This window comes from Mycobacterium fragae, assembly GCF_002102185.1.
Taxonomy (GTDB): Bacteria; Actinomycetota; Actinomycetes; order Mycobacteriales; family Mycobacteriaceae; genus Mycobacterium; species Mycobacterium fragae.
In genome coordinates this window covers 28,865-50,359 of sequence record NZ_LQOW01000010.1, presented here as the reverse complement: position 1 = coordinate 50,359, position 21,495 = coordinate 28,865, and the positions used below count along the sequence as shown (strand labels likewise).

Here is a 21,495-nt window from a genome sequence, read left to right as displayed (position 1 = left end):
ATGGAGCCCGCGGCCGCGCGCGACCGGGTGCTGACGGTGCCCAACGCGCTGAGCGCGATCCGTTTGGCGCTGATCCCGCTCTTCCTCTACCTGCTGCTGATCGCTCATGCCAACGCATGGGCGGTGGTCATCCTCGTGTTCAGCGGCGGATCGGACTGGGCCGACGGCAAGATCGCCCGGCTGCTGAACCAGTCCTCGAAGCTGGGGGAGTTGCTGGATCCGGCCGTCGACCGGCTGTACATGGTGACCGTGCCGATCGCTTTCGGGCTGCGCGGCATCGTGCCGTGGTGGATCATCGCCGTGCTGTTGGCGCGCGACGTCCTGCTGGCCGCGGAACTGCCGCTGCTGCGCAGCCGCGGGTTCACCGCACTGCCGGTGATCTACCTCGGCAAAGCCGCGACTTTCGCTCTGATGTCGGCCTTTCCGCTGATCCTGCTGGGACAGTGGGACGCCTTGTGGAGCCGCGTTGTGCTGGCCTGCGGCTGGGCGTTTTTGATCTGGGGTCTGTACCTGTACCTGTGGTCATTCGTGTTGTATGCGGCTCAGGTGGTGCTGGTGCTGCGCCGGATGCCCAGAGTGGATGCCCGGGGCGCCCATGGCTGACCAGGCGCTCGGCGGATATGATCCCCATGCCGGCCTCAATGTCCACGAGGCGGGACAACCGCAGCTCATCCCGGTGCCGTCGCTGCTGCGCGCCCTTCTGTCCGAGCACCTCGATCCCGGTTATGCGGCGGCCGCGGCTCGACGGGAAAGCTCAGGCAGGCCGCCGGCGCGGGTCGCCGCCTGGGGCTGGCAGGCGCTGGCGGCGTTGCTGGTGGCCGCGGTGTTCGCCGCCGCCGTCGCCCAGGCCCGGCTGGTCGCGCCCGGTGTCAGCGAGGCTCAGCAGGTGCTGGCGGCCAGCGTGCGCTCGGAAGAGGCATCCGTCAACGAATTGGCCGCGCGCCGTAGCTCGCTCGCGACGCGAGTCGACGACGTCCAGCGGCGGGCGCTCGTCGACGACGCTGAGGGCCAGCGACTTTTGGCCAGCCTCGACAAGCTGGGCCTGGCCGCCGCCAACACGCCGGTGATCGGTCCGGGGCTGAGCGTGACGGTGACCGAGCCCGGCGTCGGCCCCAATCTCTCCGACGTCTCCAAGCAGCGGGTTGCCGGCAGCCGGCAGATCATCCTCGACCGGGATCTGCAACTGGTGGTCAACTCGCTGTGGGCCAGCGGCGCAGAGGCGATCTCGGTCGGCGGCGTCCGAATCGGGCCGAACGTGACCATCCGGCAGGCGGGCGGCGCGATTCTGGTCGACAATAACCCCATCAGCAGCCCATACACGGTCCTAGCAGTCGGGCCACCGCATGCCATGCAGGATGTCTTCGACGGCAGCCCCGGCCTGCGCCGGCTCCGGCTGTTGGAGGCGTCTTACGGTGTCGGCGTCAACGAAAGCGCCCGCGACGGGCTCACGCTACCCGCCGCGGCGGTCCGAGATGTCAAGTTCGCCAAGCAGATTGGAGACCGACCTCGATGATCGGTATTGCGGCGCTTGTCGTCGGCATCGTGCTGGGCCTGGTTTTTCACCCCAGCGTGCCGGAGGTCGTCCAGCCGTATTTGCCCATCGCGGTGGTTGCCGCCCTCGACGCGGTGTTCGGCGGGTTGCGGGCTTACCTGGAGCGGATTTTCGACCCGAAGGTTTTCGTGGTTTCGTTCGTGTTCAACGTCTTGGTCGCCGCGCTGATCGTCTATGTCGGCGACCAATTGGGCGTCGGCACCCAGTTGTCCACCGCGATCATCGTGGTGTTGGGTATCCGCATTTTCGGCAATGCCGCGGCGCTGCGGCGCCGCCTATTCGGGGCGTGACGGCATGAGTGATTCCGATCCCGAAGCCACACCGCAACAGCCCGACGCCAAGGCCGACGAGACCGCCGCGCATCACGGCCGGCACGAACTGCCGCCGAACCAGCGGCGCGCGCTGCTCGTCGCGCTGCGGCGCGGCCGCACGGTGTTCGGCGCCCTGGCAGTCCTGCTGTGCCTGCTGCTGGGGGTCGCCATCGCCACCCAGGTCCGTCAGACCGAATCGGGGGACTCCTTGGACACGGCCCGTCCGGCCGACCTACTGGTGCTGCTGGATTCGCTGCGGCAACGGGAGGCCACGCTGAACACCGAAGTGGCCGACCTGCAGCGCACGCTGAGCGCGCTGCAGGCGTCTGGCAGCAGCGATCAGGCGGCGATCGAGAACGCCCAGTCCAGGCTTGCCGCGCTGTCGATCCTGATCGGCACCGTGGGCGCCACCGGGCCCGGCGTCACCGTGAAGATCGAGGACCCGGGACCGGGTGTGGCACCACAGGCGATGCTCGACGTGATCAACGAGTTGCGCGCAGCCGGCGCCGAGGCGATCGAGATCCGCGACGCCCACCAGGCGGTGCGAGCCGGTGTCGACACCTGGATCATCGGCGCTCCGGGCGCACTGACCGTCGACAACAAGACCCTTACGCCGCCGTATTCGCTTCTGGCAATTGGGGATCCGCCGACGTTGGCGGCCGCGATGAATATCCCCGGCGGCGCAGTCGACAGCGTCAAACGCGTCGGGGGCAGCATGACGGTCCAGCAAAACGACCGGCTTGAGATCACCACCTTGCGACAACCAAAACCGCGCCAATACGCTCGGCCCGTCAAGTGAGCCACCGAAGAACAGGAAGACCGTGAGCGAAATCCCGGCTGATTTGCACTACACCGCCGAACACGAGTGGGTCCGCCGCACCGGTGACGACACCGTCCGGGTTGGGATCACGGACTTCGCGCAGTCCTCGCTCGGCGACATCGTCTTTGTACAGCTGCCCGACGTGGGCACCGACGTGACCGCCGGGGAATCCTTCGGCGAGGTGGAGTCGACGAAGTCGGTGTCGGATCTGTTTGCGCCCGTCTCAGCGAAAGTCGTTGCCGTCAACGGCGATCTGGACGCCAGCCCGCAACTGGTCAACTCCGACCCCTACGGCGCGGGCTGGCTGCTCGACCTGCAGCTCGATGGTCAGGCCATCGAGCAGGGCTTCGCGGAGCTGCTGGACGCCGAGGGCTACCGCGGCACGCTGGCCGAATGACCCTTGTTATCGTCCCAACGCGGCTCAGGAGCCGCCGATCCGGCGGTGCAGGGCACATTGCGGTCCCGTGCGCGGTACGGTCGACACATCGACGGTCACGCGGGTAAGCAGCCGGCCCAGCGGGACCCAAAAGAAGCGCGACAGCGGCCAGTGAGGAGCAGCGGGTGACGGAGAAGGACAACGACCAGACCTCTGACGAAGTCACCGTGGAGACAACATCGGTTTTCCGCGCCGACTTCCTCAACGAACTGGACGCTCCCGCGCAAGCGGGTACCGAGAGCGCGGTCTCTGGCGTCGAGGGACTGCCGGTCGGCTCGGCGTTGCTGGTCGTCAAACGAGGACCAAATGCGGGTTCTCGCTTCCTGCTCGACCAGCCAACCACATCGGCTGGTCGGCATCCCGACAGCGACATCTTCCTCGACGACGTCACCGTTAGCCGCCGGCACGCCGAATTCCGGCTGGAGAGCGACGAGTTCCACGTGGTCGACGTCGGCAGCCTCAACGGCACCTACGTCAACCGGGAGCCGGTCGACTCGGCTGTGCTGGCAAACGGCGACGAGGTTCAGATCGGAAAATTCCGCCTGGTGTTTTTGACCGGGCCGAAGCCCGGTGGCGACGAGGGAGGACCAGGAAGCTAGTGACCGCGCCCGAGACCCCCGCGCTGGGCGGGATGTCAATCGGGACAGTCCTGGACTTGCTGCGGCCGGACTTCCCCGATGTGACGATCTCCAAGATCCGCTTCTTGGAGTCCGAGGGCCTCGTCACACCGCAGCGCGCCGCATCGGGCTATCGCCGCTTCACCGCCTACGACTGTGCCCGGTTGCGGTTCATCCTGACCGCTCAGCGCGACCACTACCTGCCGCTGAAGGTGATCAAGGCGCAACTGGACGCTCAGCCCGACGGCGAGCTGCCAGCGTCCGGATCGCCTTACGGCATACCGCGATTGGTGTCGGTGGTGGGCGAGGCTCGGGCGGAAACGGGGCCAGACCCGGCGGCGATGGCACCCGCCCGCGCTCGGCTGAGCCGGGAGGATCTGCTGGAACGCTCGGGCGTGGACGCCGAACTATTGACGGCGCTGCTCAAGGCAGGGGTGATCACCACGGGGCCGGGAGGGTTCTTCGACGAGCATGCGGTGGTGATCCTGCAATGTGCGCGGGCGCTCTCAGAGTACGGCGTCGAGCCACGCCACCTGCGGGCTTTTCGCTCGGCGGCCGACCGGCAATCCGACCTCATCGCCCAGATCGCCGGCCCGCTCGTCAAGGCCGGCAAGGCCGGCGCCCGGGACCGCGCTGACGACTTGGCGCGAGAAGTCGCCGCGCTGGCGATCACCTTGCACACCTCGCTGATCAAGTCGGCCGTGCGCGACGTTCTCCACCGCTAAAGGACTAGACTTTTCTCGACAGCTTGTCGCGTGCGGAGGGCAGACACAGATGGGTGAAGTTCGCGTGGTCGGCATTCGCGTCGAGCAGCCGCAGAACCAGCCGGTGCTGTTGCTGCGCGAGGCCAACGGTGATCGGTATCTGCCGATCTGGATCGGCCAGTCGGAGGCCGCCGCAATCGCCCTCGAGCAGCAGGGCGTCGAGCCCCCGAGGCCACTGACACATGACCTGATCCGGGATCTGATTGCTGCGCTTGGGCATTCGCTCAAAGAGGTGCGGATCGTCGACCTCCAGGAAGGCACGTTCTACGCGGATCTGATCTTCGACCGCAACATCACGGTGTCGGCGCGGCCGTCGGACTCGGTCGCCATCGCGCTTCGGGTCGGCGTACCGATTTACGTGGAAGAGGCCGTGCTGGCCGAGGCCGGGCTGCTGATTCCCGACGAGAGCGACGAGGAGCCCAGCACCGCCGTCCGGGAAGACGAGGTCGAGAAGTTCAAGGAATTCCTCGACAGCGTCTCGCCCGACGATTTCAAGGCGACTTAGGCCCGGCGACCGATGCAGGCCGGAACGGCCTGAGGAGGAGCCGGGCAGTCGGCCGAGCCAAGATCACGGATCCGTCTCATCTGCGCGCTCGACCAAGACACGCCCGCCGGATAGCGTGGAGTCATCGCCGCGGCGGCCATACTTTTGATGTCGACCTGATTGGTTCTACAAACACGACGGCGGGTCGGAAAGCGTATGCTCACAAGCACTCGGCCTGAGCAAACGCGGCTACCGGGCAGCCAGTAACGAGCGCGATCGGCGAGAGGAAGCATCGTGGGCGATCAACCACGTCAAGGCCAGCTGGACCTCGAGTCGGGCGCCGTGACCGCAGAAGACGCCGCAACCAGCCCCGACCAGACCGCCAGCAGGCCCAGCGAACCAGTGCAGGCCGGCCTCTTCCCCGACGACTCGGTGCCCGACGAGCTGGTCGGCTACCGCGGGCCCAGCGCGTGCCAGATCGCCGGAATCACCTACCGCCAGCTGGACTACTGGGCGCGCACATCGCTGGTGGTGCCGTCGATTCGCAGCGCCGCCGGGTCGGGCAGCCAGCGGCTGTATTCGTTCAAGGACATCCTGGTCCTCAAGATCGTCAAGCGGTTGCTGGACACCGGCATCTCGTTGCACAACATCCGCGTCGCGGTCGACCATCTGCGCCAGCGCGGGGTACAGGATCTGGCCAATATCACCCTGTTCTCCGACGGCACCACGGTGTATGAGTGCACCTCCGCCGAGGAGGTCGTCGACCTGCTGCAGGGCGGGCAGGGCGTGTTCGGCATCGCTGTTTCCGGTGCCATGCGGGAGCTGACCGGGGCGATCGCCGACTTCCCAGGCGAACGCGCCGACGGCGGTGAGTCGATCGCCGCCCCCGAAGACGAGTTGGCCTCGCGGCGCAAACACCGCGACCGCAAGATCGGCTGACGCTCGTCTCTCGTTGAGGCGGCCCAGTAGACTGGTCACCGCATCGCCGTTGCGCGGGAGAGTTCCGTGGCCGCCAGCTACGGACGCCGAAGGAGCAGCACCTCTCCGTCAACCTCTCAGGCACCCGGACCGCGCAGCCTAACGATGCTTCTGGAAAGCGGTGACGACCGGTAGCGGCCTTCACCCGCCGATGGGGAAAGGCGACCCGCACTGCAGGGGCGCCGAATCTCTCAGGCGCCCGGCGCGGGTGAAGACAGAGGGAGAGGGCCCATAGAGAACTGACGCCCTCTGCCCATGTCAGGAGTCCGCAATGGCCGACCACACAGAACCCCGGTTCGCCGACCGGCACATCGGCCTCGACGGCGAGGCCGTCGCAGCCATGCTCCACGTCATCGGCGTCGACTCGCTCGAGGATCTAGCGGCCAAGGCGGTGCCGAAGGGAATCCTCGATGCGCGCCTCAACGGCGGCGCGGCGCCCGGCCTGGACCAACTGCCGCCGGCGGCCAGCGAGGCCGAGGCATTGGCCGAATTGCGCGCGATGGCCGACGCCAACACCGTTGCGGTGTCGATGATCGGGCAGGGTTACTACGACACGCTGACGCCGCCGGTCCTGCTGCGCAACATCATGGAGAACCCCGCGTGGTACACGGCGTACACGCCGTACCAGCCGGAGATCAGCCAGGGCCGGCTGGAAGCCTTGCTGAATTTCCAGACCATGGTCGCCGACCTGACTGGTCTCGAGATCGCGAACGCCTCCATGCTCGACGAGGGCACCGCGGCCGCCGAGGCGATGACCCTGATGCACCGCGCGGTCAAAGGGAAAGGAGCTGGCCGGCTCGCGCTTGATGTCGACGTGTTCGGCCAGACCGCGGCCGTGCTGGCGACGCGCGCCGCGCCGCTCGGCATCGAGATCGTCACCGCCGACCTGCGCGATGGGCTGCCCGACGGTGAGTTCTTCGGCGTTATCGCGCAACTGCCCGGTGCCAGCGGCCGGATCACGGACTGGTCGGCGCTGGTGTCGGCGGCACACGAGCGCGGCGCGTTGGTGGCCGTCGGCGCCGACCTGTTGGCGTTGACGTTGCTGACCCCGCCTGGTGAATTCGGCGCGGACGTGGCGTTCGGCAGCACCCAACGGTTCGGTGTGCCAATGGGATTCGGCGGCCCGCATGCCGGATACCTGGCGGTGCACGCCAAGCACGCCCGCCAGCTGCCGGGCCGTCTGGTGGGTGTCTCCCGTGATGTGGATGGGTCGCCGGCCTTCCGGCTGGCGCTGCAAACCCGCGAGCAGCACATCCGCCGCGACCGGGCGACCAGCAACATCTGCACCGCACAGGTCCTGTTGGCCGTGATGGCGGCCATGTACGCCAGCTACCACGGCGCCGAGGGGCTGATCGGGATCGCGCGACGCGTGCACGCCCATGCCGAGACCATCGCCGGCGCCTTGGGCGATGCGCTGGTGCACGACAAGTACTTCGACACCGTGTTGGCCCGGGTCCCCGGACGCGCCGACGAGGTGGTCGCGGCGGCCAAGGCCAACGGCGTCAACTTATGGCACGTCGACGCCGACCACGTTTCGGTGGCCTGCGACGAAGCCACCACTGATGCCCACGTGGCGGCGGTGCTGGACGCGTTCGGAGTGGCGGCCGCGAAACCGCTGCGGGTCGAAATCGAAACCCGCACCTCGGAATTCCTGACCCATCCCGCCTTCACCCAATACCGCAGCGAGACGTCGATGATGCGGTATCTGCGTGCGCTGGCCGACAAGGATGTTGCCTTGGACCGCAGCATGATTCCGCTCGGCTCATGCACGATGAAGCTCAACGCCGCCGCGGAGATGGAACCGATCACCTGGCCGGAGTTCGCGCGCCAGCACCCGTTCGCGCCCGCCTCCGACACCGCCGGGCTCCGCCAGCTCATCGACCAGCTGGGCACCTGGCTGACCCAGCTCTCCGGCTATGACGCGGTCTCACTGCAGCCAAACGCCGGGTCGCAGGGCGAGTACGCGGGCCTGCTGGCGATTCACGCCTACCACGCCAGCCAAGGGGAGCCGCACCGCGACATCTGCCTGATCCCGTCCAGTGCGCACGGCACCAACGCCGCGTCGGCGGCGATGGCCGGCCTGCGGGTCGTCGTGGTGGCCTGTCGCGAGAACGGCGACGTCGACCTCGACGACCTGAGGGCCAAGGTCCGAGAGAACGCCGAGCAGCTGTCGACGCTGATGATCACCTACCCGTCCACGCACGGTGTCTACGAGCACGACATCGCCGAGATCTGCGCGGCCGTGCACGACGCCGGCGGCCAGGTGTATGTCGACGGCGCCAACCTCAACGCCCTGGTCGGCCTGGCCCGGCCCGGGCGGTTCGGCGGCGACGTCAGCCACCTGAACCTGCACAAGACGTTCTGCATCCCACATGGCGGCGGCGGCCCGGGCGTGGGGCCGCTAGTGGCCCGCTCGCATCTGGCCCCCTTCCTGCCGGGGCATCCACTGGCACCCGAACTCCCGGCGGGCCCGCCCGTGTCGTCGGCGCCGTACGGGTCCGCCTCGATCCTGCCGATCACGTGGGCCTACATCAGGATGATGGGCGCCGACGGCCTGCGAGCGGCGTCGCTGGCGGCGATCGCGTCGGCCAACTACATCGCGCGCCGGCTCGACGAGTACTTCCCGGTGCTCTACACCGGCGAGCACGGCATGGTCGCCCACGAATGCATCCTGGACCTGCGGCCGCTGACCAAGGCGACGGGCGTAACTGTCGACGATGTTGCAAAACGGCTGGCCGACTATGGTTTTCACGCTCCGACCATGAGCTTCCCGGTCTCGGGCACGCTGATGGTGGAGCCCACCGAAAGCGAAAGCCTGGCCGAAATCGACGCGTTCTGCGAGGCGATGATCGCAATCCGCTCCGAGATCGACCGGGTCGGCGCGGGCGCATGGCCGGTGGACGACAATCCACTGCGGGGCGCGCCGCACACCGCCGAATGCCTGGTGGCCGACCGGTGGGATCACCCGTACACCCGCGAGCAGGCCGCCTACCCGCTCGGCAAGGCGTTCCGGCCGAAGGTGTGGCCGCCGGTGCGCCGCATCGACGGGGCCTACGGTGACCGCAACCTGGTCTGCTCATGCCCGCCGGTGGAGGCCTACGCGCACTGACTACCGTGGGGCACATGCCCCGCGTGGACTACGTCATCCAATATGTCGAGTCGCTCGCCCGGTCGGTGCAGTTCTACCGCGACGTGATCGGGCTGCAGGTGCGGATCGAGGGCGACGGCTACGTCGAATTCGACATGGACAACACCAAATTCGCGCTTTTCGAGCGATCAAAGCTGCCGATGCTGATCGGCCGCGACGGCGGCAGCCCGCCGTGCGGCGAAATCGGCTTCCTGGTCGACGACGTCGATCGGGAAGCGGAGCGGTTGCGCGCGCTCGGGGCCGAGCTCCTTACCGGACCGATGGACCGGCCATGGCGTGAACGGACGCTGCACATCGCCGACCCGGACGGCAACGTCATCGAATTCGCCCAGAAGCTGCCGGCTGGTTGAGGATTCAGCTCAGGAAGGTGGCCAGGGCCGTGGCCAGCGCGGGCGAGGCCGAGGTGTCCAGGTTCTGGTAACCGCCACCGGACAGATGCGCGACGGCTTCCCAGGTCGCCCGGTCCGGATCGGAGCCGAAGTCGATCACGTTGACTTCCACCGGCTTGGCCGGGTCAACGCTCTTCTTGATGAAATCCTGCAGCCCCGGGCCGTCGAGAGTCTGATCGGTGTGCGGTCCCTTGGTTATCACCAGCACCGAATTCGATTGCCCGGGACGGAAATTGGCCAGCGCGTCCTTGTAGATCATCCGCAGAGTGGTGAACGACACCGCGCCACCGGCTGACGCGTGTTGCTTGTCGAGTGCGGCGGTGAGCGCGTCCGACCGCGGCTTGCCGTCGACGGTATCGGCCAGCGGGCCGGCCTTCACCTCCGTTCGGCCTTCCGTGCCGTCGAACGTCCACAGGCCGATCACCGAGTTGGGCGGCAGCGCCTTGATCCTGTCGTTGAGCGCAGCCACCACATTGGCCAGCCTGCTCTTGCCGCCCTCGTCGGTCGTCATCGACTGCTCGAGCATGATGATGGCCGCCGGGCCGCCCGACGGTGTGGTCACCGTATTTGCCAGCGTGGCCCGCATCGATTCATCACCGACCGACAGCGTCGACGGCAGCGCAGTGAAATGGGTGACGTCGCTCTTCGGCGGCTTGACCCCCTGAACGCGAAAACCCGCTTTGGCCAGGGCGTCCAGCTGGTCGGATTTGCGCATGAACCGGGCGAACGCGCTGGCGGCCGTCTGTTGGTCCTGCGACAGCCACGACCCACCGAGCAGGACGGTGGGGTAGTCGGCGACCGCGGCCGGTCCAGGCGGCAGCCAGGACGCCAGTGTGCTGCCGGCGTCGGGCAGCGACTTGCCGCGTTGGAACAGTTGCTGTTCGGTGGTGACCACCGCGTGCACCGGCGCCGTCGCTGGATCACCCGGCTGCAGCAGCGAATTCATCGCTTCCGTGAGTGTGTTGTCGGCCAGCTTGGGCTGGCCGTCGATCAGTGTGCGCACCGCGCCGCTACCGGCGGTGGGCGGCGCACCGGGCGGCGCGGAAGCCGCCGCCACGGCCTCGCCCGCCAGATACGTGGCGTCGCTGTTGTCGCCGAGCGGCAGCGCCAGCCGCAGCGACCCCCAGGCCGGCAGCTTCAACGCGGCCAATCCGTCGGGTTTGCTCTGCAGGCCGGGCAGCGTCGCCCAGTTCTGGCCGCCGAGCGCACGTTGAAGTTCGGGCCGCACCGCAAGCAGCACCGGGGAGGTGACCAGTGAGCGGCTGTCGGTGATGGTTTCCCTGCCGGCCGCCGCCGCCAACCGCGCCGCCGACACCGAACTGCCCGGGATCCACAGCGCCGGCCGCTGCCCCAGGTCTTTCGGCCAGTTCCCGATGAATCCGTCGACGACGGCGTCGGAGCCCGCGGATTTGACCCCGACGACCACGCAGTGGTCGCCGACCGGGCCGGCCGACTGGTTGTACCGCTCGGCGAACTCCTGCACCGGCTCGACGATCGATGGATCGACGATGACCGCGACCGTCTCCTTCGTCCCGACGCACCGCGCGGCCGCGGTATGGGAGCGATGGGACAACGCATCGCCGAAGAACCGCCACAGGATGACAGCGGCCACCACCACAACGACCGTGACGAGGGCCGCGATCACCCCGATGCTGACGCCGCGCCGCCCGCCGTCACTGCGGTGACCGCCGCGCCACTCGGCACCGCCGCGATGGCCGCCGCTCGATGGCGGGGGCGGGGCGGCCGGCGGCTGCTGCGCGCGGCGCGGGAACTCGGGGAACTCCTCGGTGGTCTCGGCGTCGCCGACGGACGGCTCCTCGGTGCGCTCGCCGAAATGGTCGTCGTAGTCGGCATAACCGGGGTCGTCGGGGAACTCATCCGGGTAGTCGTCGCGCGGGTGATCCTCGTGGCCCAGATCCCGTCGATCGCCGGCGGGTTCGTCCCCGGTCTCGTCGGGGTCGGGAATGCTGTGCCTACCCATCAGGCACTCGAGCGGGCCTTAAATTCACGACGGCGCCGATGCAGAACCGGCTCGGTGTATCCGTTGGGCTGCCGCGTCCCGGACAGAATCAATTCCTCGGCGGCCAAAAAGGCGACGCTGTCGTCGAAGTCGGGCGCCATCGGCCGATACGCCGAGTCGCCCTCGTTCTGCCGGTCCACCATCGGAGCCATCCGCTCCAGGCTGGCCCGCACATCCTCTTCGGTGATCACGCCGTGGTGCAGCCAGTTGGCCAACAACTGGCTCGAAATCCTAAGCGTGGCACGGTCTTCCATCAGCGCGACGTTGTGGATGTCGGGCACCTTCGACGAGCCTACGCCCTGGTCGATCCAGCGCACCACATAGCCGAGGATGGATTGGCAGTTGTTGTCGAGCTCCTCACGGATCTCCTCGGGCGCCCAGGCCAGCTCCTTGGACAGCGGGATCGTCAACAGCTCGTCGATGGTGGTGCGTTTCTTGCCGGCCAGCTCTTTCTGCACCGCGATGACGTCGACCTTGTGGTAGTGCATGGCGTGCAGCGTCGCCGCGGTGGGCGACGGCACCCAGGCGGTACTGGCGCCGGCGCGCGGCTGCGCGATCTTCTGCTCGACCATGTCGGCCATCAGCTCGGTCATCGTCCACATGCCCTTGCCGATCTGGGCGTGCCCGGCGAACCCGGCCGCCAGGCCGGTGTCGACGTTGTTGTCCTCGTAGGCCAGGATCCACGGCTGGCTCTTCATGGTGCCCTTGCGCACCATCGGCCCGGCCTCCATCGAGGTGTGGATCTCGTCGCCGGTGCGGTCCAGAAAACCGGTGTTGATGAACACAATCCGGTCGGCGGCGGCCTTGACGCACGCCTTCAGGTTCACGGTGGTGCGCCGCTCCTCGTCCATGACCCCGACCTTCAGCGTGGTCTGCGGCAGCCCGAGCACGTCCTCGACCCGGCTGAACAGCTCGGTGGTGAACGCGACCTCGTCGGGGCCGTGCATCTTCGGCTTGACGATGTAGATGGACCCGGTGCGGCTGTTCGCCAGCGGACCGTTGGCCTCGCCCGCCTTCAGCCCATGGATGGCGGTCAGGCCGGTGAACAGCGCATCCATGATGCCCTCGAACACCTCGTTGCCGTCGGCCCCGTCGTTGTCGAAGACGATGGCGTCGTTGGTCATCAGATGGCCCACGTTGCGGACGAACAACAGGGCACGCCCCGGCAGGGTGAACTCGCCGCCGTCGGGCGCGCTGTAGGTGCGGTCCTCGTTGAGCACCCGGGTGAACGTCTTGCCGTCCTTGTCCACCTCGGCGGCCAGGTCACCCTTGTTCAGGCCCAGCCAGTTGCGGTAGGCGCGGACTTTGTCGTCGGCGTCGACGGCGGCCACCGCGTCCTCGAAGTCGATGATCGTGGTGACGGCCGACTCCAGGACGACGTCCTTGATACCGGCGCGGTCGGTCTTGCCGATCGGCGATTCGGGGTCGATCAGGATTTCGATGTGCAGTCCGTGGTTGACCAGCAACACCGACCAGCCGGGCGAGCCGAGCTCCCCGGTGTAGCCGGCGAACTGGCCGGGGTCGGCCAGGCCGAGTGATCCGTCCTCGGTCGCGACCTTCAACTGGCCGTCTTCGAGGCTGAGCCCGGTGGCGTCGGCCCATGACCCCGATTCGAGGGGCACTGCGTCGTCGAGGAACTTGCGGGCATAGGCGATCACCTTGTCGCCGCGAACCTTGTTGTAGCTGGTGCCCTGTTCCGCGCCGTCGCTTTCCGGGATGACGTCGGTGCCGTACAGGGCGTCGTAGAGGGAACCCCAGCGGGCGTTGGCGGCATTCAAGGCGAACCGGGCATTGGTGACCGGCACCACCAGCTGCGGGCCTGCTGTCGTGGTGATTTCGGGGTCGACGCCGGACGTGGTGATCGTGAAGTCATCGGGCTCGGGAACCAGATAACCGATTTCGGTGAGGAATTGGCGGTACGCCTCCGGGTCGATCGGCTCGATGACGTGATGGCGGTGCCACTTGTCGATTTGCGCCTGCAACTCGTCACGGCGGGCCAGCAATTCCTGATTGCGCGGGGTGAGGTCGGTGACCACCTTGTCGACGCCGGCCCAGAAGCTGTCGGGGTCGATGTCGGTGCCGGGCAGAGCCTCGGTGTTGATGAAGTCGTACAGCACCCGGGCGACGCGCAGGTTCCCAACCGGCACGCGATCTGTCATCGTTCTCCTCCGCACTGACCTCGATGGAATTGTGCTCAGCCTACCGGCCAGTAGCCTCACGACTCGCACCCGGCGGCGCGTGTCAGCAGGTCACACCGGTCCAGCAGCGCCGCGCGCAGCGGCCCTGCACGCAGCGCAATGGCACCCTGGCAACGCACGTATTCGGCGCGGCCGGCGTGCTGATCGACGGCGATCGGTGTGTACCCGTAGCTGCTGAGGTCATACGGGCTGGCCCGCATGTCGATTTCGCGCGCATCGGCGGCCAGTTCGAGGCAGTCCAGCAGCAGCTCGGAATCGATCAGCGGGCTGAGTTTGTAACACCATTTGTACAGGTCCATGTTGGCGTGCAGGCACCCGGGCTGTTCCCAATCGGGCTGGCCGGCACGGGTCGGCACGCCGGCGTTGCGCGGCGCGGCGTCGGCGGTAAAGAACCGGAACGCGTCGAAGTGGCTGCACCGCAACGGCATTGACTCGACAAGCGAATCGGTCGCAGCGGCGCCCAGCCGCAACGGCACGCGGTCGTGGCGCACCGCACCGCTGCGATAGACCATCGCCCACTCGTGTAGACCGAAGCAGTTCAGCCGGGCCGGGCGCCGCGCGGTCGCCCGCAGCAGCCGCGACACGAAGCCGATCGTGTCCAGCCGGCTGCGTAGATAGCCCCCGCTGACCGTGATCCCGTCGACGTCGATTTGGTAGCCGCGACGGCCACGGTAGCGACGGATCGCGTCAGCGCCCGCGAGCACCACCCCATAGCCCGGATGCCAGCAGCGCAGCTGGCGGGGCCGCAGGTTGTAGTAGCTGAACAGGAAGTCCCACACCGGATGGGGCTGCGCCGCGCGGCGCGCATTCAGGAACGCCTCAACGCGCGCCCGATACTTGTCGGCGCGCGCCATCCACTGCTCGGCGTCCAGCACCTCACTGGACACGATGGGTCCCGTCACGCACGGCGCCGACGAGGTCCTCGACCAGATCCTCGAGCGCCACCATCGCCACCACGTCGCCGTTCTGCCCGGTGACCAGCGCCAGATGGCTGTTGCTGCGACGCATGCGCGACAGCGCCTCGGGCAGCGGCATGGCCTCGGGAATCTCCGGCAGGGGGCGCACTATCGACAGATCGACGACGGCGCGCGGGTCTTGGTCTTTTTCCAGACCCAGCTTCAGTACATCCTTGATGTGCAGGTAGCCGATGATCCGGCCGTTGGCGTCGACCACCGGAAACCGCGAGTAGCCGGTCTCGGCGAGGGCCTTTTCGACCGCGCCGATCGTCGGCCCAGACCCGGCCGCGGCCACCGGCACCGCACGGATGTCGGCGACCGGCACCGCGACGTCGGCGACGACTCTGCCGCGAATCTGCAGGGCCCTGGCCAGCCGGCTGTGCTCCTCGGGGTCCAGCAGCCCCTCGGAGACCGATTCGGCGATCATCTCGCTCAGCTCGACGGTGGAGACCGTGACGTCGAGTTCGTCCCGGGGCTCCACCCGCAACGCACGCAGCGTCGCATGCGCGCACCGGTTGTAGAACGCGATGATCGGCCCGGCGGCACGCACATACACCAGGTAGGCCGGGATCAGCAGCATCGCCGCCTTCTCCGGACCGGCGATCGCGATGTTCTTCGGCACCATCTCGCCGAGCAGCACATGCAGCGTCACCACAATGGCCAGGGCAACCACGAATGACACCGTGTGCAGCAGTGCATCCGGGATGCCGACCAGGTCGAACGGGGTGTGCAGCAGATCGGCGACCGCGGGCTCGCCGATCCGGCCGAGCAGGATCGACGACACCGTGACACCCAACTGGGCCCCCGCGAACATCAACGGGAGCTGCTCACCTGCCCGGATCACGGTGACCGCGCTCGACTTGCCCTGCTCGGCGAGCGCTTCGAGGCGGTCGCGGCGCGCGGAGATGAGAGAAAACTCCGCGCCCACGAAGAACGCGTTGGCGCCGACCAGCAAGATGGTCGCCAGCACGCTCAGCACGTCGCCCATCAGCGGGTCCTGCCCGAATCGGCTGGAGGCCGCAGTTCGGTCAGCTCGAGCAGGTCGATGCGGCGACCGTCCATCCTGACCACCCGGGCCTGCCAGCGGGTGGCGTTCTCGGATAGGCCGTCGGGCTCGAACGCGGTCAGCTGCACGGTGTCACCGCTCACCGGGATGCGGCCGAGCTGTTGCAGCACCAGCCCGCCGATCGTCTCGTACGCGCCCTCGGGCGCGCGATAACCGGTGGCGGCGGCAACCTCGTCGATGCGCAGCAGTCCCGACACCCGCCAGCCATCGCCGGCCGCCACCACGTCCGGCGTGGCGTCGTCGTGTTCGTCGCGAACGTCGCCGACGATCTCTTCGATCAGGTCCTCGACGGTCACCATGCCGGCGGTGCCGCCGTACTCGTCGACGACCAGCGCGGTTTGCAAACCGTTGGCGCGAATCTGCGCGATCAGCGCATCGCCGTCCAGTGTCGAGGGCACCACCGCGACGGGCTGCGCGACGGCGGTCAGCAGTGTGTGCTTCCGCTCGGCGGGCGGAACTTCGAACACCTGCTTGACGTGCACGATGCCGACGGTCTCATCGAGGTCTCCGTCGACGATCGGGAACCGCGAGAACCCGCTCTCGGTTGCCGCTGCGACCAGATCGGTGATGGTGTTATCCCGTTGTAGCGCAACAATTTTCGATCGCGGAGTCATCAGCTCTTCGGCGGTCAGGGTGCCGAACTGAAGCGATCGATGCAGCAATGTCGCGGTGGTGGGGTCCAGCGAGCCGCTCCGCGCGGAGGTACGGACCAGTGACACCAGTTCCTGCGGCGAGCGCGCCGACCGCAGCTCCTGGGCCGGCTCGATGCCCAGCCGGCGCAGGATCCAGTTCGCCGTTCCATTCGTCAGCCGAATGGGCACGGTCATCACCCACGAGAACAGCAGCTGCATACCGGCGACGGCGCGGGCGGTCGGCAGCGGGCGCGCCACAGCGAGGTTCTTGGGTACGAGCTCACCGAAGACCATCGACAGCGACGTGACGATCACCAGGGCCAGGAACGTGATGACCGCGTCAGTAACCCGGTTGGGCACGCCGAGCGCATCCACGGCCGGGTCCGGTAGCTCGGCGACCAACGGTTCGGTGAGATATCCCGTCACCAAGGTGGTGATGGAGATCCCCAGCTGGGCACCGGACAGCTGGAACGACAGCGTGTGGTGTGCCCGCCGGATGTGGCGGTCGCGGCGCCCGCCGTCGCGCGCGTTGGCCTCGACGGTGCTGCGCTCCAGCGTGGTCAGGGAGAACTCGGCGGCCACGAACAACGCGGTGCCGAAGGTGAGCAGCACGATGGCCAGCAGGCTGAGCAGCGTGATGAGAACATTCATCGGGTGCGCCCCCGGGTACCGCGAGCCATAAAAGCCCTCACCAGCCGAATGGCAGCGGGTGACCTTCGGCGAAGCCCGCCGCCGACTGCACGCCGATCACCGCCCGTTCGGACAATTCGGCCAGCGTCGAGGCGCCGACATAGGTGCAGGTGCTGCGCACCCCAGAGGTGATGTGGTCGAGCAGGTCCTCGACGCCGCCGCGGTCGGGGTCCAGTCCCATCCGGGAGGTCGAGATCCCTTCTTCGAACAGCGCCTTGCGGGCCCGCTCGAACGCGCTGTCGGCGGCGCTGCGGGCGACCACCGCACGCTTGGAGGCCATGCCGTAACTCTCCTTGTACGGCTGGTCGTCCCGGTCGCGCATCAGGTCGCCGGGGGATTCGTAGGTGCCGGCGAACCACGACCCGATCATCACGTTGGACGCGCCGGCCGCCAGCGCCAGGGCCACGTCGCGCGGGTGGCGCACGCCGCCGTCGGCCCACACGTGTCCGCCGAGCTGCCTTGCCGTCGAAGCGCATTCGAGCACCGCGGAGAACTGCGGCCGGCCGACACCGGTCATCATCCGAGTGGTGCACATGGCGCCGGGGCCAACACCGACTTTGACGATGGACGCCCCGGCGCTGATCAGGTCCCGCGTGCCTTCAGCCGACACCACATTGCCGGCGGCAAGTGGCACACCCAGGTCCAGTGATGAGATCGCCTTGATGGCGTCCAGCGCCTTCACCTGATGCCCGTGTGCGGTGTCGAGGACCACGATGTCGACCCCGACCTCGGCCAGGGCCTGGGCCTTGGCCGCCGCATCGCCGCTGATGCCGACCGCCGCGCCGATGCGCAGCCGGCGGTGCGCGTCGGTGGCCGGGGTGTAGATGCCGGCGCGGATCGCGCCGGTGCGGGTCAGCACACCGGCCACGGTGCCGTCGGCGCCGGTGAGCACCGCAACGTCGACCGGGGCGTGCTCGAGGAGATCGAAAACCTTTCGCGGGTCGGTGCCGACTGGGGCGGTGACGAAGTCGGTGATGGCGATGTCGCGGACTCGGGCGAAGCGATCGACGCCTTCGCAGCAGGATTCGGTCACCAGGCCGATCGGACGGCCCTCGAAGGCCACCACCGCCGCGCCGTGGGCGCGCTTGTGGATCAGCGCGGTCGCGTCGGATACCGAGTCGTCGGGTTCGAGCATCACCGGGGTGTCGACGACCAGGTCGCGGCTTTTGACGAAGTCCACCGTCTGCTGCACGGCGGTGATCGGAAGGTCTTGCGGCAGTATGACAATCCCGCCGCGGCGGGCCACGGTCTCGGCCATGCGCCTGCCCGCGACTGCGGTCATGTTGGCCACCACCACGGGGATGGTGGTGCCGGAGCCGTCGTGAGTGGACAAATCGACGTCGAACCGTGACTCCACGTCCGAGCGGTTCGGGACGATGAACACGTCGTCGTAGGTCAGGTTGTACGCGGGCCGTTGCCCGTCCAGAAACCTCATCGGTGTTGGTATGCCCCCTTTACGCCGATACCTCGCTGCGGTCCCCACTCCACAATGTATGGAATTTGCCCGGCGCGTCGATTCGCCCATAGGTGTGGGCGCCGAAATAGTCGCGGAGCCCCTGGGTCAGCGCGGCGGGCAGCCGTTCGGTGCGAAGCGCGTCATAGTAGGACAGCGCCGAGGAGAACCCGGGGATCGGGACACCCAGCTGGGTGGCCGTCACCACGACGCGCCGCCAGCCATCGATCGCCGATTCGATCGCATTGCGGAAATACGGCGCCACGATCAGCGTCGCCAGGTCCGGGTCGGAGTCGTACGCCTCTTTGATCCGGTTGAGGAATTTGGCGCGGATGATGCAGCCGCCGCGCCAGATGGTGGCCAGGTCGCCGGGCGTGATGCCCCAGTCGTATTCGGCGCTGCCGGCCTGAATCTGGTTGAAGCCCTGGGCGTAGGCGATGATCTTCGACGCGTACAGGGCCTGACGAACGTCTTCGATGAACTGCGATGCATCGCCGGGCTTGGCGCCGAGCTCGCCCGAGGCCAGCCCGGTGGTGGCCTTGCGCTGGGCCACCGAGCCCGACAGGGCGCGGGCGAACACCGCCTCGGCGATGCCGGTCACAGGCACGCCCAGGTCAAGCGCCGACTTCACCGTCCAACGGCCGGTGCCCTTCTGCTCGGCCTCGTCGAGGATGACGTCGACAAGCGGCTGGCCGGTCCTGGCGTCGGTCTGGCGCAGCACCTGCGCGGTGATCTCGACCAGGAAGCTGTCGAGATCGCCCTTGTTCCACTCGTCGAAGACGTCGGCGATCTCCTCGGCGTTCTTGCCGAGCCCGTCGCGCAGCAGCTGGTAGGCCTCGCCGATCAGCTGCATGTCGGAGTACTCGATGCCGTTGTGCACCATCTTCACGAAATGCCCTGCCCCGTCCGGGCCGATGTGGGTGCAGCACGAAACGCCGTCGACGTGCGCGGAGATCTCTTCCAGCAGCGGGCCCAGCGATTTGTAGGACTCCGCGGGCCCGCCCGGCATGATGGACGGCCCGTTGAGCGCTCCTTCCTCGCCGCCGGAAATGCCGGCCCCGACGAAGTGCAGCCCGCGCTCCCGCATGGCTCTTTCGCGGCGGATGGTGTCGGTGTAGAGCGCGTTGCCGCCGTCGATGATGATGTCGCCTTCCTCCATCTCGTCGGCCAGCTGTTCGATGACGGCGTCGGTGGGGTCGCCGGCTTTGACCATGATCAGCACCCTGCGCGGCTTCTCCAGCGCGGCAAGGAATTCGGTGACGGTTTCGCTGCGCACGAAATTGCCGTCGTCGCCATGCTCTTTCAGCAGCGCGTCGGTTTTGGCCACCGACCGGTTGTGCAGCGCCACGGTGTAGCCGTGCCGCGCGAAGTTCCTGGCGATGTTCGAACCCATTACCGCCAAGCCGGTGACTCCGATTTGCGCGGTACCGGCAGTGTTGGACTCCGACGGGCTCATGGGTTCGCCTTTCAGGTTCGCGGCTTGTGGCCAAGCCTTTCACCGAACACTGTGGCACAGCAGGATTCAGGCATCGGCAAAGCAGTCCGGCTCAGCCGATGACCGGGTAGCCGACGAACAACCTGTGCAGCTCGGTGAGCCAGGGGACCGCCAGCGCGACCGTGGGCACCACCAGCACCGCCGCCGCGGCGAGATAGGCGGCCGCCGACAGCAGCAGGCTGTTGCCGCGGCCCGACAGCCGGCGCACCCGCAGGAGCGTGTTGGCGGCACTGGCGGCCAACGCACCCACCGGGGTCCGACTCGAGGCACACGTCACCAACGCACGGGCCAGTGGAGCGCGGCCGGCGGCACGCACCGCGGCGTCGTCGGCCAGCAACTCGACCAGCAGCTGCACCGCGTCCAGCGCGCTGGCGCTGCGGACAAAGCGGGGGAAAGCGGCGTGCACGGCGGTGAACGCCTCGAGAACAAGATCGTGACGGGCACGCAGATGCGCACGCTCGTGGCTCAGGATGGCGGCAACCTCGGTTTCGCTGAGCGAGTCCAGTGTGCCCTCGCTGACCACCACTCGCCGGCGGACCCCGGGCAGACAGTAGGCAAGCGGTTGCGCGACCTCCAGGATGCGCAGGTCACGGCCCCTGGTACAGGCCCGGTCGGAGACGTCAGGTGCCACTCCGAGCAGATCGACCAGCATCCGGTGGTGGGCCCGCCGCCGCCGGGTGGCGATCGCCACCCGGATCACGGACATCGCCAGCCGGGCCCCGACAAGGAGGGTGAGCGCCAAGACCGCGACGTCCAGCACCCACAGCGGCAGGCCGAATCGGTTTATGTCACCGGTCAGAGTGGCCGTCGGCCGACCGTCGGGGCCGGGCACGAACAGCCGGCTGGCGATCGCGATGCCGGCGCTGAAGGTGGAAAGCACCGCGGCGACCGCGATGGCCTGCCAGAGCACCATTGCGGCGCGCGGGGCGCGCAGCGGCCAGGTCGCTCGTGCCAGCAGGGCCGGCACGGGGCCGACCAGCAGCACCGCGAGGATGGTGAAGGCCAGCGCGGACACGCTGCCAGTCTCCCTCAGCCCTCAGCTTGATCGCCAGCAGTTGGGCTATCGCGATGGCTGGCTTCCAATTCGGCCAGCGCCCGCCGAAGCGCGTCCGCCTCGTCGGCGCCGACCCGCTCGACGAAGTGCACCAGCGCGGCCTGCCTGCTGCCCGAGTCGGCGGCCTGATCCAACGCATCGACCATGAGTCCGGCGACCAGTTCGTCGCGTCCGTGCATGGGCGCGTAGCGATGGGCGCGGTCGTCGCGGATCTGGGATACCAGGTTCTTCTTGGCCAGCCGCTGCAGGACGGTCATCACCGTCGTGTAGGCCAGGTCGCGGTGCATCGACAACGCTTCGTGGACCTGCCGGACGGTTTGCGGTTCGGGTGTCGACCACAGGTGGTCCATCACCGCCCGTTCGAGATCTCCCAGGCGCGTCTGCTTAGCCATAGTCGTTCATCTCCTGTGCAATGACGTAAGCGTACTCCGG

20 protein-coding genes and 2 riboswitches are annotated in these 21,495 nt (G+C 67.9%); of the genes, 11 read left to right on the top strand and 9 right to left on the bottom strand.

Translation table 11 applies throughout. The features are described 5' to 3' along the window. From AWC06_RS06390 to AWC06_RS06340, 11 genes are all read left to right on the top strand, one after another. On the top strand, positions 1–603 hold the full coding sequence (locus AWC06_RS06390) for a CDP-alcohol phosphatidyltransferase family protein (protein ID WP_085195548.1): 603 nt from the start codon (positions 1–3) through the stop codon (positions 601–603). Next, positions 596–1,513 carry a DUF881 domain-containing protein gene (locus AWC06_RS06385; protein ID WP_085195591.1) on the top strand — a complete coding sequence of 306 codons (918 nt, stop codon included), beginning with the start codon at positions 596–598 and terminating at the stop codon, positions 1,511–1,513. Before AWC06_RS06390 ends, AWC06_RS06385 begins: the two co-directional genes overlap by 8 nt. After that, complete coding sequence (locus tag AWC06_RS06380; protein ID WP_085195546.1) at positions 1,510–1,842, top strand: small basic family protein; 333 nt, start codon at positions 1,510–1,512, stop codon at positions 1,840–1,842. The genes AWC06_RS06385 and AWC06_RS06380 overlap by 4 nt, the downstream gene beginning before the upstream one ends. Before the next feature lie 4 nt (positions 1,843–1,846). Then, positions 1,847–2,662 (top strand): DUF881 domain-containing protein, encoded by an 816-nt coding sequence (locus AWC06_RS06375; RefSeq protein ID WP_139819934.1) that lies wholly within the window; start codon positions 1,847–1,849, stop codon positions 2,660–2,662. Positions 2,663–2,684: 22 nt separating this feature from the next. Then, a complete protein-coding gene (gene gcvH, locus AWC06_RS06370; protein ID WP_085195542.1) occupies positions 2,685–3,080 on the top strand; it encodes a glycine cleavage system protein GcvH in 396 nt (131 codons plus the stop codon). 164 nt (positions 3,081–3,244) lie between these two features. Next, entirely contained in the window at positions 3,245–3,718 is a 474-nt protein-coding gene (gene garA / locus AWC06_RS06365; protein WP_085195540.1) for a glycogen accumulation regulator GarA, read from the top strand. Then, positions 3,718–4,461 carry a transcriptional regulator FtsR gene (gene ftsR, locus AWC06_RS06360; RefSeq protein WP_085195538.1) on the top strand — a complete coding sequence of 248 codons (744 nt, stop codon included), beginning with the start codon at positions 3,718–3,720 and terminating at the stop codon, positions 4,459–4,461. The genes garA and ftsR overlap by 1 nt, the downstream gene beginning before the upstream one ends. 49 nt (positions 4,462–4,510) lie before the next feature. After that, positions 4,511–5,005, top strand: coding sequence for a bifunctional nuclease family protein (locus AWC06_RS06355; protein WP_085195536.1), 495 nt, complete (start codon positions 4,511–4,513; stop codon positions 5,003–5,005). A 273-nt stretch (positions 5,006–5,278) separates the two neighbouring features. Beyond that, a complete protein-coding gene (locus AWC06_RS06350; protein WP_085195534.1) occupies positions 5,279–5,923 on the top strand; it encodes a MerR family transcriptional regulator in 645 nt (214 codons plus the stop codon). A 44-nt stretch (positions 5,924–5,967) separates the two neighbouring features. Further along, positions 5,968–6,065: riboswitch (glycine riboswitch) on the top strand. Between the two features lie 2 nt (positions 6,066–6,067). Then, positions 6,068–6,190: riboswitch (glycine riboswitch) on the top strand. 43 nt (positions 6,191–6,233) lie between these two features. Further along, positions 6,234–9,071 carry an aminomethyl-transferring glycine dehydrogenase gene (gcvP, locus tag AWC06_RS06345; protein ID WP_085195532.1) on the top strand — a complete coding sequence of 946 codons (2,838 nt, stop codon included), beginning with the start codon at positions 6,234–6,236 and terminating at the stop codon, positions 9,069–9,071. 14 nt (positions 9,072–9,085) lie between these two features. Then, positions 9,086–9,460: a VOC family protein gene (locus AWC06_RS06340; RefSeq protein ID WP_085195589.1), complete on the top strand. Its 375-nt coding sequence runs from the start codon at positions 9,086–9,088 to the stop codon at positions 9,458–9,460. 4 nt (positions 9,461–9,464) lie between these two features. On the opposite strand, the gene AWC06_RS06335 is transcribed toward AWC06_RS06340, so the two are convergent. The 9 genes from AWC06_RS06335 to AWC06_RS06295 form a co-directional block, all read right to left on the bottom strand. After that, on the bottom strand, positions 9,465–11,480 hold the full coding sequence (locus AWC06_RS06335; RefSeq protein ID WP_085195530.1) for a substrate-binding domain-containing protein: 2,016 nt from the start codon (positions 11,478–11,480) through the stop codon (positions 9,465–9,467). After that, positions 11,480–13,678 carry a malate synthase G gene (locus tag AWC06_RS06330; protein ID WP_085195506.1) on the bottom strand — a complete coding sequence of 733 codons (2,199 nt, stop codon included), beginning with the start codon at positions 13,676–13,678 and terminating at the stop codon, positions 11,480–11,482. Before AWC06_RS06330 ends, AWC06_RS06335 begins: the two co-directional genes overlap by 1 nt. A 56-nt stretch (positions 13,679–13,734) precedes the next feature. Further along, positions 13,735–14,571 (bottom strand): 3-methyladenine DNA glycosylase, encoded by an 837-nt coding sequence (locus AWC06_RS06325; RefSeq protein WP_139819936.1) that lies wholly within the window; start codon positions 14,569–14,571, stop codon positions 13,735–13,737. Between the two features lie 22 nt (positions 14,572–14,593). Then, positions 14,594–15,661 carry a hemolysin family protein gene (locus tag AWC06_RS06320; RefSeq protein WP_085195502.1) on the bottom strand — a complete coding sequence of 356 codons (1,068 nt, stop codon included), beginning with the start codon at positions 15,659–15,661 and terminating at the stop codon, positions 14,594–14,596. Beyond that, complete coding sequence (locus AWC06_RS06315; protein WP_085195500.1) at positions 15,661–17,022, bottom strand: hemolysin family protein; 1,362 nt, start codon at positions 17,020–17,022, stop codon at positions 15,661–15,663. Before AWC06_RS06315 ends, AWC06_RS06320 begins: the two co-directional genes overlap by 1 nt. Positions 17,023–17,059: 37 nt before the next feature. Next, positions 17,060–18,496: a GuaB1 family IMP dehydrogenase-related protein gene (locus AWC06_RS06310; RefSeq protein ID WP_085195498.1), complete on the bottom strand. Its 1,437-nt coding sequence runs from the start codon at positions 18,494–18,496 to the stop codon at positions 17,060–17,062. A 19-nt stretch (positions 18,497–18,515) separates the two neighbouring features. Further along, on the bottom strand, positions 18,516–19,970 hold the full coding sequence (gene gndA / locus AWC06_RS06305) for an NADP-dependent phosphogluconate dehydrogenase (RefSeq protein ID WP_085195497.1): 1,455 nt from the start codon (positions 19,968–19,970) through the stop codon (positions 18,516–18,518). Positions 19,971–20,061: 91 nt separating this feature from the next. Beyond that, entirely contained in the window at positions 20,062–21,024 is a 963-nt protein-coding gene (locus AWC06_RS06300) for a M56 family metallopeptidase (protein WP_085195495.1), read from the bottom strand. 14 nt (positions 21,025–21,038) lie between these two features. Further along, entirely contained in the window at positions 21,039–21,455 is a 417-nt protein-coding gene (locus tag AWC06_RS06295; RefSeq protein ID WP_085195493.1) for a BlaI/MecI/CopY family transcriptional regulator, read from the bottom strand. Between the last annotated feature and the right edge of the window lie 40 nt (positions 21,456–21,495).

Bases quoted from the DNA above. Each gene is read 5' to 3' on its own strand.
- AWC06_RS06355 (WP_085195536.1), top strand. From the start codon at position 4,511: ATGGGTGAAGTTCGCGTGGTCGGCATTCGCGTCGAGCAGCCGCAGAAC.
- AWC06_RS06325 (WP_139819936.1), bottom strand. From the start codon at position 14,571: ATGGCGCGCGCCGACAAGTATCGGGCGCGCGTTGAGGCGTTCCTGAAT.
- AWC06_RS06375 (WP_139819934.1), top strand. From the start codon at position 1,847: ATGAGTGATTCCGATCCCGAAGCCACACCGCAACAGCCCGACGCCAAG.
- AWC06_RS06390 (WP_085195548.1), top strand. From the start codon at position 1: ATGGAGCCCGCGGCCGCGCGCGACCGGGTGCTGACGGTGCCCAACGCG.
- AWC06_RS06320 (WP_085195502.1), bottom strand. From the start codon at position 15,661: ATGGGCGACGTGCTGAGCGTGCTGGCGACCATCTTGCTGGTCGGCGCC.
- AWC06_RS06340 (WP_085195589.1), top strand. From the start codon at position 9,086: ATGCCCCGCGTGGACTACGTCATCCAATATGTCGAGTCGCTCGCCCGG.
- AWC06_RS06380 (WP_085195546.1), top strand. From the start codon at position 1,510: ATGATCGGTATTGCGGCGCTTGTCGTCGGCATCGTGCTGGGCCTGGTT.
- AWC06_RS06315 (WP_085195500.1), bottom strand. From the start codon at position 17,022: ATGAATGTTCTCATCACGCTGCTCAGCCTGCTGGCCATCGTGCTGCTC.
- AWC06_RS06310 (WP_085195498.1), bottom strand. From the start codon at position 18,496: ATGAGGTTTCTGGACGGGCAACGGCCCGCGTACAACCTGACCTACGAC.
- AWC06_RS06385 (WP_085195591.1), top strand. From the start codon at position 596: ATGGCTGACCAGGCGCTCGGCGGATATGATCCCCATGCCGGCCTCAAT.
- gndA (WP_085195497.1), bottom strand. From the start codon at position 19,970: ATGAGCCCGTCGGAGTCCAACACTGCCGGTACCGCGCAAATCGGAGTC.
- AWC06_RS06330 (WP_085195506.1), bottom strand. From the start codon at position 13,678: ATGACAGATCGCGTGCCGGTTGGGAACCTGCGCGTCGCCCGGGTGCTG.
- gcvP (WP_085195532.1), top strand. From the start codon at position 6,234: ATGGCCGACCACACAGAACCCCGGTTCGCCGACCGGCACATCGGCCTC.
- AWC06_RS06295 (WP_085195493.1), bottom strand. From the start codon at position 21,455: ATGGCTAAGCAGACGCGCCTGGGAGATCTCGAACGGGCGGTGATGGAC.
- AWC06_RS06335 (WP_085195530.1), bottom strand. From the start codon at position 11,480: ATGGGTAGGCACAGCATTCCCGACCCCGACGAGACCGGGGACGAACCC.